This is a genomic window from Pseudomonas sp. GM17, from assembly GCF_000282175.2.
Lineage (GTDB): Bacteria > Pseudomonadota > Gammaproteobacteria > Pseudomonadales > Pseudomonadaceae > Aquipseudomonas > Aquipseudomonas chlororaphis.
Genome location: NZ_CP124732.1, coordinates 2,948,841 through 2,967,481, shown reverse-complemented (window position 1 = coordinate 2,967,481; position 18,641 = coordinate 2,948,841). Strand labels below are relative to the sequence as shown.

Sequence of the window (18,641 nt, the reverse complement as noted above, 5' to 3'; positions counted from 1 at the left end):
AACTATGGAACGCGACCTCGCAAAGACCGCCAAGTACTTCGGCATCACCCGCCCAACGCTGATCAAGCTCATGCGCGAGAAAGGTCTGATCAACAACAAAAAGCTGCCGACCTACCCCACCCGCGACCGCGAGTACTTGAGCATCAAGAACGGCCAATGGTGGCACCCGGATTTCGGGATGCAGTACAGCCAGTCCACCCGAGTGAAGCAAGCCGGCCTACCCTGGCTCACCGAACAGCTGGGCCTCGAGCTGCCAGCCATCCCGGCTGACAACCGTGACGTGGCCTAGGGAGTACGCCCGCCAGATCTTAGCTCTGCGTACCAAAGAGGAGCGCAATGCCGCGCTCCTCGAAGTACCAGATCATCTGCGGGAGTTGACCAAACGCCACTGCCTGAACGCCTGGAACCACCCAGCACGCCACAAACGCAAGGAGGCCCAACAGAGCCATGAGCAATAACAGCCAAGCACCGCTGCGGCTGCACCCCGCACCGGATTCATCCACCGTCGAACTGCTCTATCGAACCTTCGGTGACGTATTGATACCCCTTGAAAGGCTGCGCGAGCAATATTTCCGCAACCTCAACAAGGAGTCATTTGCGGCAGAAATCACCAGCGGCCGGATCGAGCTCCCCGTCACCACCCTGGACAACAGCCGCAAGGCACCGAAATACGCGCACATCCGACATGTCGCAGCGCTGATCGATATCCGCGCCTACAAGGCGGATGAAGACATGCCCCGCCCACAAGCCGAAGCAAACGAGTAATCCCCAATGCACGGCCGCCACCACCGGCCCGCACACCATAAGGAGTAAGACCAATGACTACCCAACAGGTCATCGCCCTCGCCACCATCTGCGCGTTCGTTATCGGGCTGTTCGCCTATGCCTACTGGTTTGGCCGCCAAGAGGGCCGCATCCGAGGTCGCGTTGCCAGCGACCTCGAGCACAAGGCGACCATCCAGCGACTGGAAGCCTCCCTGCAGTTCCTGCGTAACGACCATAGGCACCTGGCCGCGCACGCTAAGCGGCTGAAGGATGCGAGCGCACTGCAGGAGCAGCACCGCCGCACTCTGTTGCAGATCGCTGAAAGCCTGCGCATTGCCGCCGAGACCTGGAGCGCCTTCAAGACGGGCAAGAAGCTCGAGCGCGACGCACACCGCCTGCGTAACGAAGCCCTCGCCCTCGCCGACCTCTTGAAGCCCACCGAACAGGAGGCCGCAGCATGAATCAGGCCCACCGCCCCGGCTTGCTCTTCGATTCTGCGCCATGCGCCGGACACGCCTGCGCCATCGGACAGGGATCGACGCAGCTCTCGACCTCGGAGGAAAGCGGGCACGCGCGCGCTCAGGATTGCGACGCCGCCCGCCCCGCTTTGCTCCGCGAAGAGTTATGCATCGACGCGCAGAAAACAAAGAGTCTCTGCTGCGCAGCAGCAGGCATTATTGACCCTATCAGCGCCACTACTGAGGCACGTATACCCCACGAAAAGCTGCGCGAGGCAGCCGCACCCAATGCAACGCTGATCGCTCAGAATCGCCCGCCCGCGCAGCCTGTCGTGGGGTATAAGCCTCTTCTGTGCAGTCAAGAAACTCCGGAGCTGCCAACCGTCAAAGCAGTCCCCTTAAATACGATTCAACGAGAGGTGCCATAATGAATACGCTGTTTTTACTTATGGCCCAGTACGATGGCAAAGCTGTAATTCCTCTAAGCCGCGTTTGCGAAGACTACATGCACTTAACCGTGGAGAAGTTCAAACTTAAGTGTCTATCAGGAGAAATCGACATACCAATTGTACGGCTCGGTGCCAACAGCCAAAAGGCAGCGCTGGGAATTCATCTAAAAGATCTTGCCTACTACATAGATAAGCAGCGTGAAAAAGCTGCTCTAGAACAGGACAAACTTATGGGTAGAGCTGCGTAATCACACGGGCCGGCGGGTAACCATCCCGGCCCGACTTTAAAAAACCTCATAAAATTCATTATGCACGATAGTCAAAATCCGTGAGTATCCGCCCTTTCTCCCTCCAACTGAATAGAGTTCTTTAAAGACTTTTATTCTTCGCCCCATGATTACAGAATCAACATCACCCTTCCTTAAAAGCCCCAACATTTCCTCCGAAACATCGGAAAATACGATTCTCAAGAGACTTTCAGAAGCCTCTAAAAACGAGCTTTCAGCTATATCGATGTCTATTGGATCATTGACATTTAATTTGAACTTCAATGTACGAACCACACCTTCATCGCCCTCAAGATAATAGGCTAGGTTCGAAGACCATAAAGACTCGCCAACCTCAACCATTTTTGAGCTGGCAAACCATTCTTCAACGCCATTCAGTGGTTTGTACTGACCTACGACAAAACCAAAACCATGCAAATACCTGCGCGCTTCATTCACAGGCCAACCATCCTGACTTGAGACTGGCAACGGATTTAACTCCCGTTTATGACGAAACTTAAGAGAAATGATCGAAGCTTTTATCTCCGCGTGCGTCGCGAGTGGGCATCGTTGCAGCTCATTAGCCCATGTTCGCACGAGGCTAGTATTCGTTCTGAAACGAAGAATCATTTGCCATTTGGCATACCGCGCTATTTGTTCACCGGAAAGCCTTAGGCGAGCAAAGACCGTTTGATATGCGACGTAGACGCTGTAAACATACACAAAGGGAAGAAATAGCAGAGTAAGAACAACTGGACCTATAAAGTCCTTGAAGTTCTTGGAAGTTGCGAAAGACCAAAAGTCATTAAAAATCTTGTAACCCGAATACCCCAACAACACCAACCCCGCAATCACAAGCACACCATACAAAAACTTGCGCGCAGGCTCATTCTTCTTGTCCAACACTGACACTGCATTCAGTATACTCACCAAAGCCAACAAAGGCACCAACAAAATTTCTACCCAAAAATCAAACGTATACAAACCAGAAATAAAAACAACGATTGCCGTAACCTTGATAGAGTCACCTGACACCCTGCCAAAAAAAGATTTGTCGTCACTAATCTTAGTTAACTCAGACATCGATACAAAACTAAACACTACACCCCATACCAAAACTGTTTTAAGGTTTTCATACCCCCACAACTCTGCCTTATAAAGAACAAATACGCACAACGATATCCAAAAGGCCGAAAGAATTAGAAATACAATTATTTGGCGCTGTATTATTGCTTTTGCAAGAGACAGATACGAACGACGTACCTCCTTGTATTTGTAACCACAGAACAAAAAGAAACCTACGACCCAAATCAGCGTGGCTATTTCCCTGCTATTTAACTCCACCCTCCACCCCACTATCTGTTTCAAATTTACTTTCGTAAGTCCACCTCGAGATGTTGAAACCAACACCAGGATTCGTATTTATCACCATGACCTCGCAGATGAGTGTAGCGCCTCAACGAATTCCAATCCCTGTGCCCCGAAACACTCGATACCCTCGGAATGTCCCAGTCCATTTCGAAGAGCCGGCTTACCCCTTCATGTCGCAGATCATGGAAGTGCAGATCCTCAATCCCTACCATCGGACACGCCCGCGTGAATGACGCCGAAACCGACTTGGCGTTATAGGGGAAGATCTCTCGTTCGACCTTGGGCATGCTGTGCAGGATCGCCCAGGCCTCATCAGGTAGATGACACCACACGTCATTACCAATCTTCTGCCCAGGGTTCTTCATATCTCGCACCAGGACGGCCTGCCGAGACTCATCGAGATCGTCCCAGCGGATCCGCGTAATCTCTTCCTGCCGGCGCGTCGAAAAGATCGCGAAGGCAATCATCTTCGGCATGTCGATCTGAGCTTGGCGGCGTGCTTGCATCTCGAAGAAATGCACCATGAGCTTGTCCAGCTCCTCCAGCGTCGGCCGGCGGTTGCGCTCCTTGCTCTTGCTGACCATGCCGAGCTTGCGCAGCACCTTACGGGCGTCAGGCATAGCCAGCGGATCCACCTCATAGCCCCACGCCGGCCGCGCGACGGACAGCACCGCGCCCAGGTGCGACAGATCGTTACCAACCGTCTGCGCCTGCACGCCACCGCCTTCCTGGCTCATCCGCCACTGAGCGAACTCCACCAGTTTCTGACTGGAGATCGCCGAGTCGTCTAGATCACCCAGCCAGGTGTCTTTGATCGCATTCAGCGTGGCTCTCTTGGTTTTACCCAGGGGCCGGATCTTCTCGTACTCGTCCAGGTACTGCTCAATCATCTTCCTGACCGTCACGCCCTTGCGGTTGGCGCGCTCAATGGCGCCGGGCTCCGCCAGCTCCGTCTCCCGGCGCTTGATCCAGGCCTGGGCGACCTGCTTGCGGTCGAAGGTTTGGCTTTCCTGATAAACTGTGCGCCCGTCTCGATTGATCCGTATCTGCGCCGTGTAGGCCGTCGAATTGTCCTTGCGCTTGCGTGATGTGATCGTGCCCATTTCCAGTTGCTACATTGCTGAATACGCTTGCTACATTGTAGCAACCGACTTCGGAAAACAAGGAAAAATGGGTAAAAACCGCTGTATAAAAGATCAGTATCAATGAATTTTGAAAAACCTGAAGCGCCCGTAAACACTAGCCCTACCCGTTCCGAGCTGTCTCGCCGCTTCAGTGTAGCGCCGATGATGGACTGGACTGATAGGCACTGCCGCTTCTTCCTGCGCCTGCTGTCCAAGCACGCCCTGCTCTACACCGAGATGGTCACCACCGGTGCGTTGCTCAATGGCGATCATGAGCGTTTTCTGCGTCACGACGAGTCCGAGCATCCCCTGGCGTTGCAGTTGGGTGGCAGTACGCCGGCGGATCTGGCGGCTTGCGCGCGGATGGCTCAGGAGCATGGTTACGATGAGGTGAACCTCAACGTCGGCTGTCCGAGCGATCGGGTGCAGAACAATATGATCGGCGCGTGCCTGATGGGGCATCCGGGCCTGGTGGCCGATTGCGTGAAGGCGATGCGCGATGTGGTGAGCATTCCGGTGACGGTCAAGCACCGGATCGGCATCAATGGCCGCGACAGTTATGAAGAACTGTGCGATTTCGTCGGCCAGGTGCGCGAAGCTGGGTGCACCAGCTTTACCGTGCATGCGCGGATCGCGATTCTTGAGGGGCTGTCGCCGAAGGAAAACCGCGATATTCCTCCCCTGCGTTATGACGTGGCAGCACGCTTGAAAGCGGATTTCCCCGAGCTGGAAATCATCCTCAACGGCGGCATCAAGACCCTGGAGGCCTGCCATGAGCATCTACAGACTTTCGACGGGGTGATGCTGGGCCGCGAGGCCTATCACAACCCCTACTTGCTGGCCGAGGTGGATCAGCAGCTGTTCGGCAGCACCGCACCGGTGATTTCCCGGGCCGAAGCGTTGGCGCAGTTGCGGCCTTATATCGCCAGGCACCTGGCCACGGGCGGCGCCATGCACCACATCACTCGCCATGTATTGGGGCTGGGCACCGGTTTTCCGGGGGCGCGCAAGTTCCGCCAGTTGCTCTCGGTGGACATTCACAAGGCCAAGGATCCGCTGGCGCTGCTGGATCAGGCCGGGCAGTTGCTCGAAGGTCGCTAACGATCACTCGGGTTGAACCTGATGGGTGTTTTGGCATCGTAGTAAACGGATAGCGCCCCAGCATTCAAACACCTGTTTTTCAGGTTGTTGCCCTTGGGGCTCGTTTAGGCATCCGGTTACGCATTCGCGCCCTTGAGCGGCTGTCAGCGCTCGGGTAATGTCAACAGACCCACAGGACAGAGCACTCTCATGACTTCCAAGCTGGAACAACTCAAGCAGTTCACCACCGTGGTTGCCGACACCGGCGACTTCGACGCTATCGCCCGGGTCAAACCGGTAGACGCCACCACCAATCCTTCCCTGTTGCTCAAGGCCGCGGCCATTCCGGGTTACGCCGAGCTGCTGAACGCCTGCGTCAGTGACGTCAAGGGCGATGTCGGCCTGGCCAGCGACCGTTTTGGCGTCGCCGTGGGCAAAGAAATCCTGAAAGTGATCCCCGGCCGCATTTCCACCGAAGTGGATGCCCGCCTGTCGTTCGACACCGATGCCATGCTCAAGCGCGCCCATCGCCTGATCGAGCTGTACGACAAGGCCGGCATCGGCCGCGAGCGCGTACTGATCAAGATCGCCTCCACCTGGGAAGGCATCCGCGCCGCCGAGCAGCTGGAACGCGAAGGCATCCAGACCAACCTCACCCTGCTGTTTTCCTTCGCCCAGGCGATCGCCTGCGCCGAGGCCGGGGTGTTCCTGATCTCGCCGTTCGTGGGGCGCATCTACGACTGGTACAAGAAGGCCAGCGGCAACGACTACACCGGCGCCGACGATCCGGGCGTGCAGTCGGTGACCCGCATCTACAACTACTACAAGGCCAATGACTACAAGACCGTGGTTATGGGTGCCAGCTTCCGCAACCTGAACCAGATCGAGCAACTGGCCGGCTGCGACCGTCTGACCATCAGCCCGGACCTGATCGAGAAACTGGCCGCCGACACCGGCAAGCTGGAGCGCAAACTGGCGCCCGGCCACGCTGGCGAAGCTCGCCAGAGCCTGAACGAAGCGCAGTTCCGCTGGGCCTCCAACGAAGACGCCATGGCCACCGAAAAACTGGCCGAAGGTATCCGTCAGTTCGCCCGCGACCAGGAAAAACTCGAGGCACTGCTGGCCGCCAAGCTCTGATCGAGCGAGCGTCAACGCAAAAAGGGCGGCCCCTCACGGGCTCGCCCTTTTTTATGTGCTGCCGCTTTATGGGATCAGTTGCGTTCCAGGGCATTCACCAGATCGTGGAAAGCCTCGCGGTTGGAGTCGTTCAAGCCCATGAGGATCTTGTGCGCCTCCAGCACCTTGAGCCGCACCACCTCTTCCGACTGGTCCTGGGACGGCAGGTCGGTCAGGCATTCCGGGCATGGGATCGGACGGTCAACGATGTTGAACACCTGATCGAAGCCCATGGACTGCAGCAGTCGAGTGATGTCTTCGTGGGTGGTGACGACGGTCGGCAACAGGCCGACCTTCTGCCGCGACAGGATCGACAGTTTGGCCAGCAGGCCCAGGGTGGTGCTGTCGATGCTGCGGGTTTCGGTCAGGTCGATCACGATCGCCGAGAAGTTCAGCGCCGTGAAGATTCGCTCAATAGTCGCATCCAGCGCCGAACACAGGGTCAGGCGCACTTCACCGATAAACTTCAGGACAAAGGTGCCGTCCTGCTCGGCGAACTGGATTCTACCGGTACTCATTAAAGATTCCTGCTCAACACCAACAGGGCGATATCATCCGGCATCTCCCCTAGCGTGGCCAATCCAAAAACCTGCCGCAGACCATCCAGGCTGCCGCCTGCCGTTCTCACCCGTTCAGGTAAGGCGGCCTCTTTCTCTTTGAGTGTGGGTTCCGGCAAAAGGTCCAGAATGCCATCAGACATCAGCGTCAAGCTGAAGCTCGGAGGCAGTTCCAGAATGTGGTCTTCATAGGTGGCTTCATTGAACAAGCCTACCGGCAGACCCCGCCCTTCCAGGTAACGCACACTGTCTGGCGTGTACAACACAGGCAATGGCAGGTGTCCGCCAATGCTATAGGTCAACAAGCCCGTCTCCTCGTCGATGACGCCACCGACCATTGTCACGTGTTTGCCCAGCTTACAGCTGATCAGGCCACGGTTGATATGGCCCAGGACTTCCGACGGCTTGAATTCCGGCAAAGTGCCGTTGCGCTTGGACTCGAACAGCAAGCGCGTGGTCATGAACTTGAGCAGCACCGTGACAAAGGCCGAAGAAGCGCCATGCCCGGAAACATCCGCCAGGTAAAAGGCTACGCGGCGCTCGTCGACACGAAAGTAGTCGACGAAATCGCCGGACAGGTACAACGACGGAATGATCTGGTGCGCGAACTTGAACTCATCAATGGTCCATGGGCTCACCGGCAGCATGTTCATCTGCACCTGGCGCCCGGCGTTCTGATCTTCCTGCAGCAGGCTCAGGCTGGCTTCGAGCTCGCGGTTGGCGGCTTCCAGCTTCTCCCGGTAGCGCTGGTTTTCCAGCAACAGGCGCGCGCGATCCAGGGCCCGGCGCACCGAGTGCTCCAGCACCGCGAGGTCTTCCAGCGGCTTGATCAGGTAGTCCGCCGCGCCCAGGCGCAAGGCCTCGACGGCATCGTTCATCACACCGGCACCGGAAACCACGATGACCGGGGTTTGCGGTTCGATGTCGGTTACCTGACGGATAAGTTCGAGGCCGCCCATCTGCGGCATGCGCAGATCGCAGATCACCAAGTCGGGCTTTTCCTGCTCGAACACCTGAAGTCCCTGCTGACCGTTACTGGCCTGCAGGACGCTGAAGCCACTGTCTTCCAAATAGGCCGCGAGGCTCGCGCGCACTACTTCGTCGTCATCGATTATCAGCAGCGTGGCACTGGTTTTTGGCATGTGGGCAAACGGCGCCAGAATTAGGTTGGCGTAGGTGGCTGGGCACGAGGCCTGGACACACACTACTGGATTCGCTTTCTAGCCACTCTGGAAATGGAGTCAGGGCCCGTAGCCCTGCACGCTCGACCATCAGAGGTGCCCTTCTAAGGCGCAGACGGTACTCCCATCCGCGGGGCGTTTCAAGCTCATGCCGATGGTCGCCGGACGTCTTTACACCTCAAATCACCGGGAGTTATAAGAACAGGCAAATCCGCAACTTAAACGCAGGTTGGAGCCTATGAGCCCAAACGATCGTGACTACAGTGAAAAGCGCGATTACATCCGCATGCGGGTGGATGCAGAGGTCACGCTAATCCACCAGGGCCAGGTGATTGCGGCCGTCTGCATCGACCTTTCCAGCAGTGGCATGCAGGTTCAGGCTCCGCGCTCATTCAAGGTCGGCGACCTGCTCAGCGTGCGTATCGATTCCGAGCACGCCGCCCTCAGGGGACTGGAAGCGGACACCGAAGTGGTCTGGGTCACCGAGCTGGAAGGCAACGGCCAGAAACTTGGCCTTACAATCCTGAAGATGAGCTGATTCTAAGATCAACAAAAAAGGCGGCCCCAAGGGCCGCCTTTTTCATGGACAGGTCGCTTAAAAATCGTCTTCGACCTTGCCGTCCTTGACCTTGAATTCGCGGTTCTGCAGGTACGCATTGCGAATGAAGGTGTACTTGTCGCCACTGATCAGCTTCTCGCTCGACAGCAGGCTCGCGCGGGTGTCGACGACCTCCAGGGCAAACACGCTGTTACGCACCGGCACGTCGTTCACATAACGGTAACCGTCGGTGAAGCTGTCCACATACTTGGCCGGCGCATCGCGCAGGGTGCTCGGACCGAAGAACGGCAGCATCACGTAAGGACCACTGCCGACGCCCCAGTAACCCAGGGTCTGGCCGAAGTCTTCATCGTTACGTTGCAAGCCCATCTTGGTGCCCACATCGAAGAAACCCGCCACACCGATGGTGGTGTTCATCAACAGCCGCGCGGTGTCGACGGCAGCGGCATGGGGCTTGGCTTGCAGGATATCGTTGGCCAGGTTGCCGACATCACCGATATTACGGAAGAAGTTGTGAATGCCGTCTTCGAGAAATTGCGGCGTTACTGCCTGATAACCTTGCGCCAGAGGTTTCAGCGCATAGGTGTCGATGGTGTCGTTGAACGTGAAGATCGGGCGGTTGATGCTTTCCCACGGATCGTCTTCCGCAGCGTGGGCCAAAACCGGTACCAGCAGCATGCCGGCACACATAAGCTGAGCGAGACGATTGCTCCAGCGCATAGCAGAAACTCCTTGGATTGTACTGTCGCGGGCGCTATGCCCTGGCGGTAAGCGCGCTAGTATAAGTCGGATATATCCATTTATGCAGCACTGGTGCAGTGCTTCGCCCTCTCCCCCTCGTTTGCATGGCCTGTTCACAGGGATGTCACCCAACGGTCATCTGTCGTCGATACTCTTGCAAGGTATTTCAGGGACGTCACGATGCCTCACGCCGAAGCCTTGCCTGTATCCGCCCCCACCTTGACCGCCGTGCTCTTTGGCCTCAGCGGCTGCCTGGTGGATTTCGGCGCGCGGATGCGCCTGCACAGCGCCGACCACCCTCTGGAACAGGCCCACGCCACTCACGGCGCCCTGGACATTCTGCACAGCCTGCAACACCAGGGCGTGCCCTGCGCCTGGCTCGACGAGTTACCCGCCCCCCTCAGCCAGCACCTGGCAAGTTCACTACCCGACTGGGTCACCCCCTCCCCTAACACCGGCTCCCGCTGGCCGGCTCCCGATGCCTGCTGGCAGGCGCTGATGACCCTGAATGTCAGCCGGCTGGACGGCTGCGTGCTGGTCAGCGGCGAACCGCGCCTGCTGCAATCGGGCCTCAACGCCGGCCTGTGGACCATCGGTCTGGCATCCTGCGGTTCGCTCTGCGGCATGAGCCCGACACAATGGCAGGCACTGAACCAGCAGGAGCGCGAACTCAAGCGCGGCAAGGCCACCCTGCATCTATTCAGCCTCGGCGTGCACTCGGTGATCGACCATCTGGGCGAGCTGCCAACCTGCCTGGCCGATATCGGCCAGCGTCGCCAGAAAGGTGAAAAACCCTGACTTGATCAAGATCATGCACATTGCCCGCGAGTGGATTACGCTAAGGCTCAGACATGGACCTTTAGCGAATCGGCGCGGTCCATGGCTGTGCCTATCAATGAAGGGAGAACGCCATGCCTGCCCGCGAACTGCAAGAACAGCTCAATACCCTGCGCGAGCAATTGGAGCAGAACCCACCGCTTTCGGAAGCAGAACGCGCCAATCTGCAGGAATTGATGCAACAGATCGAGCTCGAGCTCAAACTGGAAAACGCCACCCAGGACACCAGCCTGGCCGACGGGGTCAACCTCGCCGTCGAACGCTTCGAGCTTGAACACCCCGCCATTGCCGGCACCTTGCGCAACATCGTGCAAACTCTCGGCAACATGGGGATTTAACCCCTTACAGACAAAAAAGCCCCGCTACCAGAGCGGGGCTTTTCATTACTGGCGAACCAGTCGGAAGTTGGCGAAACTCGCGGTTTCGGTGCTGCGGTACGGGTTGATGTCCAGGCCACCACGACGCACATAACGCGCATACACCGTCAGCTTCTCCGGCTGCAGCAAACGCTGCAGGTCGAGGAAGATCCGCTCCACGCATTGCTCATGGAAGTCCGAGTGCTGGCGGAAGCTCACCAGGTAGGCCAGCAGGCTGGCGTGGTCCAGCGCCGGGCCACGGTACTCCACCACCACGCTGCCCCAGTCCGGCTGGCTGGTGACCGGGCAATTGGATTTGAGCAGATGGCTGTGCACGCTCTCCTCGACGATCCGCGACCTGTCGCACTGCAGCAGCTCCGGACGCGGGTGTTCATAGCTGCTGACGCTGATATCCAGCTCGTCGATGCAGGCACCCGGCAAGGCCACCACACCTTCCGCCTCCACTTCGCCCAGGCTGCGGATGCGCACGCCCACCGGCTTGCCGGCCGCCGCAGAGAGGTCGGCACGCAAGGTTTCCTCCAGGCTCTGGCGATCCGCGAAAGGGGTCTGGTTCAGTGAGTTGAGGTACAGCTTGAACGACTTCGACTCGATGATGTTCGGTGAGTCCGCCGGAATGCTGAACTCGGCGATGGCCACCACCGGCTTGCCGGAGGGCAACAGCCAGGACAGCTCGAAACAGTTCCAGAAGTCCACGCCTTTATAAGGCAGGGTGTCGGCGCTCAGGCCCAGCTCGGCCCATTTTGCCGCCCGCGGGATTGGGAACAGCAAGGATGGCGTGTAGGTGGAGACGTATTCACTGGACTTGCCCAGCGGCGAATGTTCGGCTGCGGGATGCATGGCGGAAACCTGACTGAAGAATCAGGCGATTCTATCAGTCTTTGCCTCCGCCTTTGAGCCCCAGGCGCTTACTGGCTGACCGTCAGCTTGCCGACCATGCCTGCCTGATAGTGCCCCGGGATATTGCAGGCGAACTCCAGGCTGCCGGCCTTGCTGAAGGTCCAGGTCAGCTCAGCGGTCTTGCCCGGCTCCACCAGCACGCTGTTCGGGTCGTCGTGCTTCATGCCGGGCATCGCGCCATGGCCCATGGCGGCGTGATCCATGGCCCCAGCGGGCATGTTCTTCATCGCGGTGGGCGTGAGCATGCCGCTCTGCTGCATCTTCAGCATTTCCTGCTGGTGCTCGGCATGCATGGTCGCGGTACCGATATTGAGCTCATGCAGCAACTGGCCCTTGTTGATCAAGACAAAACGCACGGTTTCGCCAGCCTTGATGTCCAGGCTCTTGGGGGTGTAGGACATGTCGTTCATGTCCACTTCCACCGTACGCGTGGCCTTGGCCGCCGAGGCCGCCTGACCGAAATCGTAGGTCTGCGCCGGCGATGCCCAGGCCGGCGCACCCAATGCCAGCAAACAGGCGGCCAGCGTCAACGAACGAGGTAAAACACCCTTGGGTAAAAACATAATCGCACTCCAACAAGATGAGGTTCAGCTTGTGTGAAACTCTAAGGCCGCAGCGCTGCCAGCCAGCTGACTGCTAGATTACAACTTTGTCAGCTTGTGCCCTGCGGCCGTCACCCAGGGTATAAAGCCCGCGTTCCATTTGCCATGAGCCGCCCATGAAACTGCTGATCGTCGAAGACCAACCGAAAACCGGCCACTACCTGCGCCAGGGCCTGAGCGAGGCAGGCTTCAACGCCGAGCTGGTGGCCGATGGCACCACGGGTCAACACCTGGCGTTGACCGGCGACTATTCCCTGTTGATTCTCGACGTGATGCTGCCGGGCCGCGATGGCTGGCAGATCCTGCAAGCCGTGCGCGGCGCCGGGCTGGAGATCCCGGTGCTGTTCCTGACCGCGCGCGATGCGGTGGAAGACCGGGTCCACGGCCTGGAGTTGGGCGCCGACGATTACCTGGTCAAGCCTTTCGCCTTCTCCGAACTGCTGGCCCGGGTCCGCAGCCTGCTGCGCCGCGGCAGCTCCACGCCCCAGGAAACCACCCTGCAACTGGCGGACCTGCGCCTGGACCTGATTCGCCGACGGGTCGAACGCAACGGCCAGCGCATCGACCTCACCGCCAAGGAATTCTCGTTGCTGGAAATGCTCCTGCGGCGCCAGGGTGAAGTGCTGCCCAAGACGCTGATCGCCTCCCAGGTCTGGGACATGAACTTCGACAGCGACACCAACGTCATCGAGGTGGCGATCCGCCGCTTGCGCCTGAAGATCGATGACGATTACCCGAACAAACTGATCCACACCGTGCGTGGCATGGGCTACGTGCTCGAAGAGCGCCAGGCCTGATGCGCCGCTTGTCCCTGAGCGGCCGCCTGGCCTTGTTGTTCGCCGGCTGCACCGCGGTGGTTTCGTTGCTCGCCGGGGTGCTGTTCAGCCGCGCCAGCGAGGCGCACTTCATCGAACTCGACCAGCAACTGCTGGAAGGCAAGCTGATCGCCATGCGCAGTGCGCTGCAGGGCGCCGACACCCCGCAACGCTTTGCCGAACGCAAGGTGCAGCTGCAGGATGAACTCAGCCATCAACCGGACCTGACGCTGCGGGTCACAGGGGCGGATAGCGCCGTCTGGTTCGACAGCGCCAAGGCACTGCCGGCCACTTCGGCCCAGCCGAGCGGACTGCACAGCCTGCAACATGACGGCACCGCCTACCGTGTCTACAGTGCGGCCCTGGAGCCTGGCCAGGCCGGCTCGCCAGAGCTGACCCTGATGCTCGACATCACCCACCACCAGCACTTTCTGCAGCGTATGCAGCACCTGATCTGGCTGACCGTCGGCCTCTCGGCCCTGGCCACCGCGCTGCTCGGGGCCTGGGCCGCGCGCAGCGGCTTGCGTCCGCTGCGGCGGATGAGCGAGGTCGCCGCGGGCGTGTCCGCCAGCTCGCTGACCCAGCGCCTGCCGGAGCAGCAGATGCCCGGCGAACTGGCCGAACTGGCCCAGGCCTTCAATGCCATGCTCGGGCGCCTGGACGACTCCTTCCAGCGCCTCTCCGCGTTCTCGGCGGACATCGCCCATGAGCTGCGCACCCCGCTGTCGAACCTGCTGACCCACACCCAGGTCACCCTCACCCGCCCACGGGCGCTGGAAGACTATCGCGAAGCCCTGCACAGCAACCTCGAAGAGCTGCAATGGATGGCCCAGCTGGTCAACGACATGCTCTACCTGGCCAAGGCCGACCACGGCCTGCTGACGCCGAAACACGAAGCCCTGGAGCTGGGTGAGGAAACCGACATGCTGCTGGAGTTCTATACGCCGCTGGCCGAAGACGCCGGTATCGCCCTGGGGCGCGAAGGCAGCGCGAAGATCCAGGGCGACCGCAGCATGTTGCGCCGCGCCCTTTCCAACCTGCTGGACAACGCCCTACGCTTCACCCCGACCGGCGGCGAAGTGCGGGTGCGGCTTGGCGAGACCGCCAAGGGTTCATACCTGCGGGTGGAAAACACCGGCGAAGGCATTGCGCCTGAACGCTTGCCACGGCTGTTCGACCGCTTCTACCGCGCCGACCCGGCGCGCCATGAAGGCAGCAGTGAACATGCAGGCTTGGGGCTGGCCATCACCCAATCGATCATCCGTGCCCATGGCGGGCAGATTCGTTGCGAATCGGCGCAGGGCCGGACGAGCTTTGTGATTGAGTTGCCGAGGCAGGAATAGCGCAGGGTTGGCGAGCAAGCTCCCCCCATAGGAGCGAGCTTGCTCGCGATAGCGAGATTACGAATAACGCAATGCAGTCGCCGGCTCGACCTTCGCCGCGCGCCAGGCTGGATACAGGGTCGCCAGGAAGCTCAGGACAAAACCCGCGGTGCAGATCAGGGCCACGTCGCCGCCCTGCAGCTCGGAAGGCAGGTTGCTGACGAAGTACACGTCGGAACTGAAGATGTGCTGGCCGCTGACCCGCTCCAGCCAACCCACCAGCGCACTGACGTTCAACGCCGCGATTACCCCCAGCACGCCGCCGATCAAGGTGCCGACGATACCGATCACCGTACCCTGGACCATGAAGATCGCCATGATCTGCCGTGGCGTGGCGCCGATAGTGCGCAGGATCGCGATGTCCGCACCCTTGTCGTTCACCACCATGATCAGCGTGGCGATGATGTTGAACGCGGCCACGGCCACGATCATCAGCAGCAACAGGCCGATCATGGTCTTTTCCATCTTCATCGCGCTGAACAGGCTGCCCTGGGTGTGGGTCCAGTCATCGGCCTTGAAGCCAGCGCCCAGGCTGACAGCGATGTCGCTGGAAACCTTGGGCGCGGCGTACAGGTCCTTGACCGCCAGGCGCACGCTCTGCACCTGGTTTGGCTGCCAATGCTGCATCTCGGCGGCATCGGCCACATGGATCAGGCCCATGGAACCGTCGAGCTCGGCCCCGACCTTGAACACGCCGACTACGTTCAAGCGCTGCATGCGCGGGGTGATGCCGCCCGGCGCGGAGCTGATTTCCGGCACGATCAGGGTCAGCTTGTCGCCGACATTCAGGCGAAAGCGCCGCGCCGTGATCTCACCGATCACCACCCCGAACTCGCCCGGCTTCAAGGCATCCAGACGGCCCTGCACGATGTGCTGGGCAACGATGGAGACCTTGCCTTCCTGGGCCGGGTCGATGCCGCTGATCTGGATCGGCTGCATCGAGCCCTTGTAGGAGAGCATGCCTTCCATCTCGGTGAACGGCACCGCGGCCGTCACCTCGGGATTTTTCATCGCTGCGGCGGCCACCGGCTGCCAGTCGTCGATCGGTTTGACGCCGACGATGGTGGCGTGGGGCACCATGCCGAGGATGCGCGAGCTCATTTCGCGCTGGAAACCGTTCATCACCGACAACACCACGATCATCGCCAGCACGCCCAGGGCGAGGCCGATCATCGAGGTCATGGAGATGAAGGAAACAAAGCGATTGCGGCGCTTGGCGCGGGTATAGCGCGTGCCGATAAAGATCGATAACGGTCTGAACATTCGCTGGGGCACCGTATGGAAATTAAAGACCCAGCGCCTGTTTCAGGCGCCGGGTTGCGACCAATCAGATGGGCGTCAGGAAACCTTCCTGCAGGTGCAGGACGCGGTCCATCTGGCGAGCCAGGTTCATGTCGTGGGTCACCACCAGGAACGCGGTACGCATCGAGGTGCTGAGTTCCAGCATCAAGTCCTGGATGCCTTGCGCGGTGTGGGAGTCGAGGTTGCCGGTCGGCTCGTCGAGCATCACCAGCCCTGGCTTGTTGACCAGGGCACGGGCGATAGCCACACGCTGGCGCTCACCACCGGACAGTTCGGCCGGCTTGTGCTCCAGGCGATGGGCCAGCCCTACCCGCTCCAGCAAGGCGGTGGCCCGCTGACGAGCTTCCGGGATCGTGGTCTTGCCGATCAGCAGCGGCATGCAGACGTTTTCCAGGGCGGTGAATTCCGGCAGCAGGTGGTGGAACTGGTAGACAAAGCCGAGGGCGCGGTTGCGCAGCAGGCCGCGGCCCTTCTCGCTCAGCGCCGAAAGCTCCTCGCCGTCGAGCCAGACGCTGCCCTTGGTCGGCGTGTCGAGGCCACCCAGCAGGTTGAGCAAGGTACTTTTGCCCGAACCTGAGGTACCGACGATCGCCACCCGCTCGCCCGGGTGCAACTCCAGTTGCAGGCCGGACAACACCACCACCGATTCCGGACCTTCCTCGTAGGACTTGCCCAGGTCGCGGCAGCTCAGAATTGCTTTTTCACTCATGCCCAACTCACTCATAACGTAGCGCCTCCGCCGGCTGGGTGCGCGCGGCACGCCAGGCTGGATACAGGGTGGCGAGGAAACTCAGGACCAGTGCCGCGCCGCAGACCATCAACACATCCTCGGCCATCAGTTGCGATGGCAGGTAGTCGATGAAGTACACGTCGGCATTGAGGAATTTGTGCCCGATCAGGCCTTCGAGGGCGGAGATCGCCGCGCTCACGTTCAACGCCGCGAACATCCCGACCACGGCGCCGATCAAGGTACCGATCACGCCGATCACCGTGCCCTGGACCATGAAGGTCGCCATGATGCTGGCCGGCGTCGCCCCCAGGGTACGGAGGATCGCGATATCGCCCTTCTTGTCGTTCACCACCATCACCAGGGTGGAGATGATGTTGAAGGCGGCCACGGCGACGATCAGCAGTAACAACAGGCCGATCATGGCTTTTTCCATGCGGATGGCCTGGTACAGGTTGCCGTGGGTACGGGTCCAGTCACGGGCGTAGTACTGGTTCTCGCCCAGTTGCTCGGCAATTTCCCAGGCGGTACGTGGCGCCTGGAACAGGTCGTCGAACTTCAGGCGCAGGCCCTGCACCTGGTCCGGTTTCCAGCGGTGCAGGCGGCCCAGGTCGTCGAGGTTGGTCAGGCCCAGATAGCCGTCCAGCTCGCCGGCGCCGACATGGAAGATGCCGACCACGGTAAAACGCTTCATGCGCGGGAACATCCCGGCCGGGGTCACCGTGACCTCGGGCGCGACGAAGGTCAGCTTGTCGCCCAGGCCAACCCCCAGCTTGGTCGCGGCCTTGTCACCGATCACGATGCCGAAGCTGCCGGGGGCCAGGTCGTCCAGCTTGCCCTGCTTCATGAAGTTATCGATGATCGAAACCTGGCGTTCCTTGGCCGGATCGATGGCGTTGAGCAGGACTTTCTGCACCTGGCCGTTATTGGTCAGCAACCCCTGCATCTGGGTGAACGGCGCAACCGCCAGCACCTTGGGGTTCTGCTTGACCTTGTCGGCCAGGCCTTGCCAGTCGCTGATCGGCTCACCGGATTCGATGGTCGCGTGGGGCACCATGCCCAGCACGCGGGTGCGCATCTCATGGTCGAAGCCGTTCATCACCGACAGCACGACGATCATCACGACCACGCCAAGGGCGAGTCCGATCATCGAGGTCAGGGAAATGAATGACACGAAATGATTGCGGCGCTTTGCACGGGTATAACGCGTGCCAATAAATACGAAGAGAGGTCTGAACATGTCGGGGCTTGTTCGGAGGAAAAGAAGACGTCCTTGTGGCGGGTCCTGGTAAGCAGCTTTACACTCAGACCACCGCCGCTACCATGGGTTCGCCATGTCGACATTAGATGAAGAAGATCGCCGCGAATACTACCGTATCGAGGACACGATCGCACTGGAAATTAGCCCCTTGTCCGCCCACGAAGCGGCGAGCAAGGAAGTGTTGCAGGATGCGTCGCCGCTGTTCAACCTGCTCAGCGAGCTGCATCTGAGCGAATTCGAATCGCAGCACCTGCTGCGCCAGGTCAGCGAGCGCGACCGGACCCTGGCCAACTACCTCAAGTCCATGAACAAGCGCATCGACCTGCTTAGCCAGGTGGTGGCGCAGACCGTGCTCGGCAAGTTCGGCGAACCGCAGCGGGTGATTCTCTCCGAAGGCGGCATCGAGTTCGAACATCACCTGTCCTACCCGGCCGGCACCCACCTGGCGGTCAAGCTGCTGCTGATGCCCCAGGCCTTGGGCCTGTTGTTGCGGGCCAAGGTCACCCATTGCGAAACCCGCAGTTTCGGCACGTTCGAAATCGGTACCGAGTTCGAATCATTGACCGACGCCCAACGCCAGTTGCTGGCGCGCTATATCCTGCAGAAGCAAGCCCAGGAACGTCGCCAGGCCCGAGAACAGAACGACCCGGCAGCCGATTGACCTGCGGCCCCACCGCGCAGCACTGACCATCTAATGGAAAAATTTCCGTGAAG

General features: G+C 59.8%; 23 protein-coding genes. 13 read left to right on the top strand and 10 right to left on the bottom strand.

Annotated elements, in window-relative coordinates; genetic code table 11:
- Positions 1 to 4 precede the first annotated feature (4 nt).
- The 5 genes from PMI20_RS13465 (at position 5) to PMI20_RS13445 (ending at position 1,920) form a co-directional block, all read left to right on the top strand.
- Positions 5 to 289: a phage antirepressor KilAC domain-containing protein gene (locus tag PMI20_RS13465; protein WP_007926983.1), complete on the top strand. Its 285-nt coding sequence runs from the start codon at positions 5 to 7 to the stop codon at positions 287 to 289.
- Between the two features lie 158 nt (positions 290 to 447).
- Positions 448 to 765 (top strand): pyocin activator PrtN family protein, encoded by a 318-nt coding sequence (locus PMI20_RS13460; RefSeq protein ID WP_007926982.1) that lies wholly within the window; start codon positions 448 to 450, stop codon positions 763 to 765.
- Positions 766 to 818: 53 nt separating this feature from the next.
- Positions 819 to 1,226: a hypothetical protein gene (locus PMI20_RS13455; protein ID WP_007926980.1), complete on the top strand. Its 408-nt coding sequence runs from the start codon at positions 819 to 821 to the stop codon at positions 1,224 to 1,226.
- Positions 1,223 to 1,651: a hypothetical protein gene (locus PMI20_RS13450; protein WP_238543433.1), complete on the top strand. Its 429-nt coding sequence runs from the start codon at positions 1,223 to 1,225 to the stop codon at positions 1,649 to 1,651. Before PMI20_RS13455 ends, PMI20_RS13450 begins: the two co-directional genes overlap by 4 nt.
- Positions 1,651 to 1,920 (top strand): pyocin activator PrtN family protein, encoded by a 270-nt coding sequence (locus PMI20_RS13445; protein ID WP_007926978.1) that lies wholly within the window; start codon positions 1,651 to 1,653, stop codon positions 1,918 to 1,920. The genes PMI20_RS13450 and PMI20_RS13445 overlap by 1 nt, the downstream gene beginning before the upstream one ends.
- Positions 1,921 to 1,956: 36 nt before the next feature.
- Here the strand turns inward: PMI20_RS13445 and PMI20_RS13440 are convergent, their stop codons facing one another.
- Together PMI20_RS13440 and PMI20_RS13435 are read right to left on the bottom strand one after the other, a co-directional pair.
- On the bottom strand, positions 1,957 to 3,306 hold the full coding sequence (locus tag PMI20_RS13440) for a hypothetical protein (protein WP_037034900.1): 1,350 nt from the start codon (positions 3,304 to 3,306) through the stop codon (positions 1,957 to 1,959).
- 2 nt (positions 3,307 to 3,308) lie between these two features.
- Positions 3,309 to 4,412, bottom strand: coding sequence for a site-specific integrase (locus PMI20_RS13435; RefSeq protein ID WP_007926975.1), 1,104 nt, complete (start codon positions 4,410 to 4,412; stop codon positions 3,309 to 3,311).
- Positions 4,413 to 4,514: 102 nt separating this feature from the next.
- On the opposite strand from PMI20_RS13435, the gene dusA reads away from it, so the two are divergent.
- A complete protein-coding gene (dusA, locus tag PMI20_RS13430; protein ID WP_007926973.1) occupies positions 4,515 to 5,534 on the top strand; it encodes a tRNA dihydrouridine(20/20a) synthase DusA in 1,020 nt (339 codons plus the stop codon).
- A gap of 189 nt (positions 5,535 to 5,723) precedes the next feature.
- A complete protein-coding gene (gene tal, locus PMI20_RS13425) occupies positions 5,724 to 6,650 on the top strand; it encodes a transaldolase (RefSeq protein ID WP_007926971.1) in 927 nt (308 codons plus the stop codon).
- Positions 6,651 to 6,724: 74 nt separating this feature from the next.
- Here the strand turns inward: tal and rssC are convergent, their stop codons facing one another.
- Both rssC and rssB read right to left on the bottom strand, forming a co-directional pair.
- Positions 6,725 to 7,207, bottom strand: coding sequence for an anti-sigma factor antagonist RssC (rssC, locus tag PMI20_RS13420; RefSeq protein ID WP_007926970.1), 483 nt, complete (start codon positions 7,205 to 7,207; stop codon positions 6,725 to 6,727).
- On the bottom strand, positions 7,207 to 8,388 hold the full coding sequence (rssB, locus tag PMI20_RS13415; protein WP_007926968.1) for a two-component system response regulator RssB: 1,182 nt from the start codon (positions 8,386 to 8,388) through the stop codon (positions 7,207 to 7,209). Before rssB ends, rssC begins: the two co-directional genes overlap by 1 nt.
- A 277-nt stretch (positions 8,389 to 8,665) precedes the next feature.
- Between rssB and PMI20_RS13410 the strand changes: the two genes are divergently transcribed.
- The gene (locus PMI20_RS13410; RefSeq protein ID WP_007926967.1) at positions 8,666 to 8,965 is read left to right on the top strand and encodes a PilZ domain-containing protein; all 300 of its coding nucleotides are present in this window, start codon (positions 8,666 to 8,668) and stop codon (positions 8,963 to 8,965) included.
- A gap of 57 nt (positions 8,966 to 9,022) precedes the next feature.
- On the opposite strand, the gene PMI20_RS13405 is transcribed toward PMI20_RS13410, so the two are convergent.
- Positions 9,023 to 9,706 carry an MlaA family lipoprotein gene (locus PMI20_RS13405; protein ID WP_007926966.1) on the bottom strand — a complete coding sequence of 228 codons (684 nt, stop codon included), beginning with the start codon at positions 9,704 to 9,706 and terminating at the stop codon, positions 9,023 to 9,025.
- A 201-nt stretch (positions 9,707 to 9,907) separates the two neighbouring features.
- On the opposite strand from PMI20_RS13405, the gene pcrP reads away from it, so the two are divergent.
- Entirely contained in the window at positions 9,908 to 10,525 is a 618-nt protein-coding gene (pcrP, locus tag PMI20_RS13400; RefSeq protein WP_007926965.1) for an HAD superfamily inactivated hydrolase PcrP, read from the top strand.
- A gap of 113 nt (positions 10,526 to 10,638) precedes the next feature.
- Complete coding sequence (locus PMI20_RS13395; protein ID WP_007926964.1) at positions 10,639 to 10,902, top strand: DUF4404 family protein; 264 nt, start codon at positions 10,639 to 10,641, stop codon at positions 10,900 to 10,902.
- Positions 10,903 to 10,947: 45 nt separating this feature from the next.
- Here the strand turns inward: PMI20_RS13395 and queF are convergent, their stop codons facing one another.
- Both queF and copI read right to left on the bottom strand, forming a co-directional pair.
- The gene (gene queF, locus PMI20_RS13390; RefSeq protein ID WP_007926963.1) at positions 10,948 to 11,778 is read right to left on the bottom strand and encodes an NADPH-dependent 7-cyano-7-deazaguanine reductase QueF; all 831 of its coding nucleotides are present in this window, start codon (positions 11,776 to 11,778) and stop codon (positions 10,948 to 10,950) included.
- A gap of 68 nt (positions 11,779 to 11,846) precedes the next feature.
- A complete protein-coding gene (gene copI / locus PMI20_RS13385) occupies positions 11,847 to 12,401 on the bottom strand; it encodes a copper-resistant cuproprotein CopI (RefSeq protein ID WP_007926962.1) in 555 nt (184 codons plus the stop codon).
- 155 nt (positions 12,402 to 12,556) lie between these two features.
- Here copI and PMI20_RS13380 point away from each other — a divergent pair, with 155 nt between their 5' ends.
- On the top strand, positions 12,557 to 13,237 hold the full coding sequence (locus PMI20_RS13380; RefSeq protein ID WP_007926961.1) for a heavy metal response regulator transcription factor: 681 nt from the start codon (positions 12,557 to 12,559) through the stop codon (positions 13,235 to 13,237).
- Entirely contained in the window at positions 13,237 to 14,598 is a 1,362-nt protein-coding gene (locus tag PMI20_RS13375; RefSeq protein WP_007926959.1) for a heavy metal sensor histidine kinase, read from the top strand. The genes PMI20_RS13380 and PMI20_RS13375 overlap by 1 nt, the downstream gene beginning before the upstream one ends.
- A 57-nt stretch (positions 14,599 to 14,655) precedes the next feature.
- On the opposite strand, the gene PMI20_RS13370 is transcribed toward PMI20_RS13375, so the two are convergent.
- The 3 genes from PMI20_RS13370 to PMI20_RS13360 form a co-directional block, all read right to left on the bottom strand.
- Positions 14,656 to 15,900: a lipoprotein-releasing ABC transporter permease subunit gene (locus tag PMI20_RS13370; protein ID WP_007926957.1), complete on the bottom strand. Its 1,245-nt coding sequence runs from the start codon at positions 15,898 to 15,900 to the stop codon at positions 14,656 to 14,658.
- 64 nt (positions 15,901 to 15,964) lie between these two features.
- Positions 15,965 to 16,648, bottom strand: a complete 684-nt coding sequence (lolD, locus tag PMI20_RS13365) for a lipoprotein-releasing ABC transporter ATP-binding protein LolD (RefSeq protein WP_177323796.1) — start codon at positions 16,646 to 16,648, stop codon at positions 15,965 to 15,967.
- Positions 16,649 to 16,655: 7 nt separating this feature from the next.
- Positions 16,656 to 17,906 (bottom strand): lipoprotein-releasing ABC transporter permease subunit, encoded by a 1,251-nt coding sequence (locus PMI20_RS13360; RefSeq protein WP_007926943.1) that lies wholly within the window; start codon positions 17,904 to 17,906, stop codon positions 16,656 to 16,658.
- Positions 17,907 to 18,000: 94 nt separating this feature from the next.
- Here PMI20_RS13360 and PMI20_RS13355 point away from each other — a divergent pair, with 94 nt between their 5' ends.
- A complete protein-coding gene (locus PMI20_RS13355) occupies positions 18,001 to 18,588 on the top strand; it encodes a PilZ domain-containing protein (RefSeq protein WP_007926941.1) in 588 nt (195 codons plus the stop codon).
- The last annotated feature ends 53 nt before the right edge of the window (positions 18,589 to 18,641 follow it).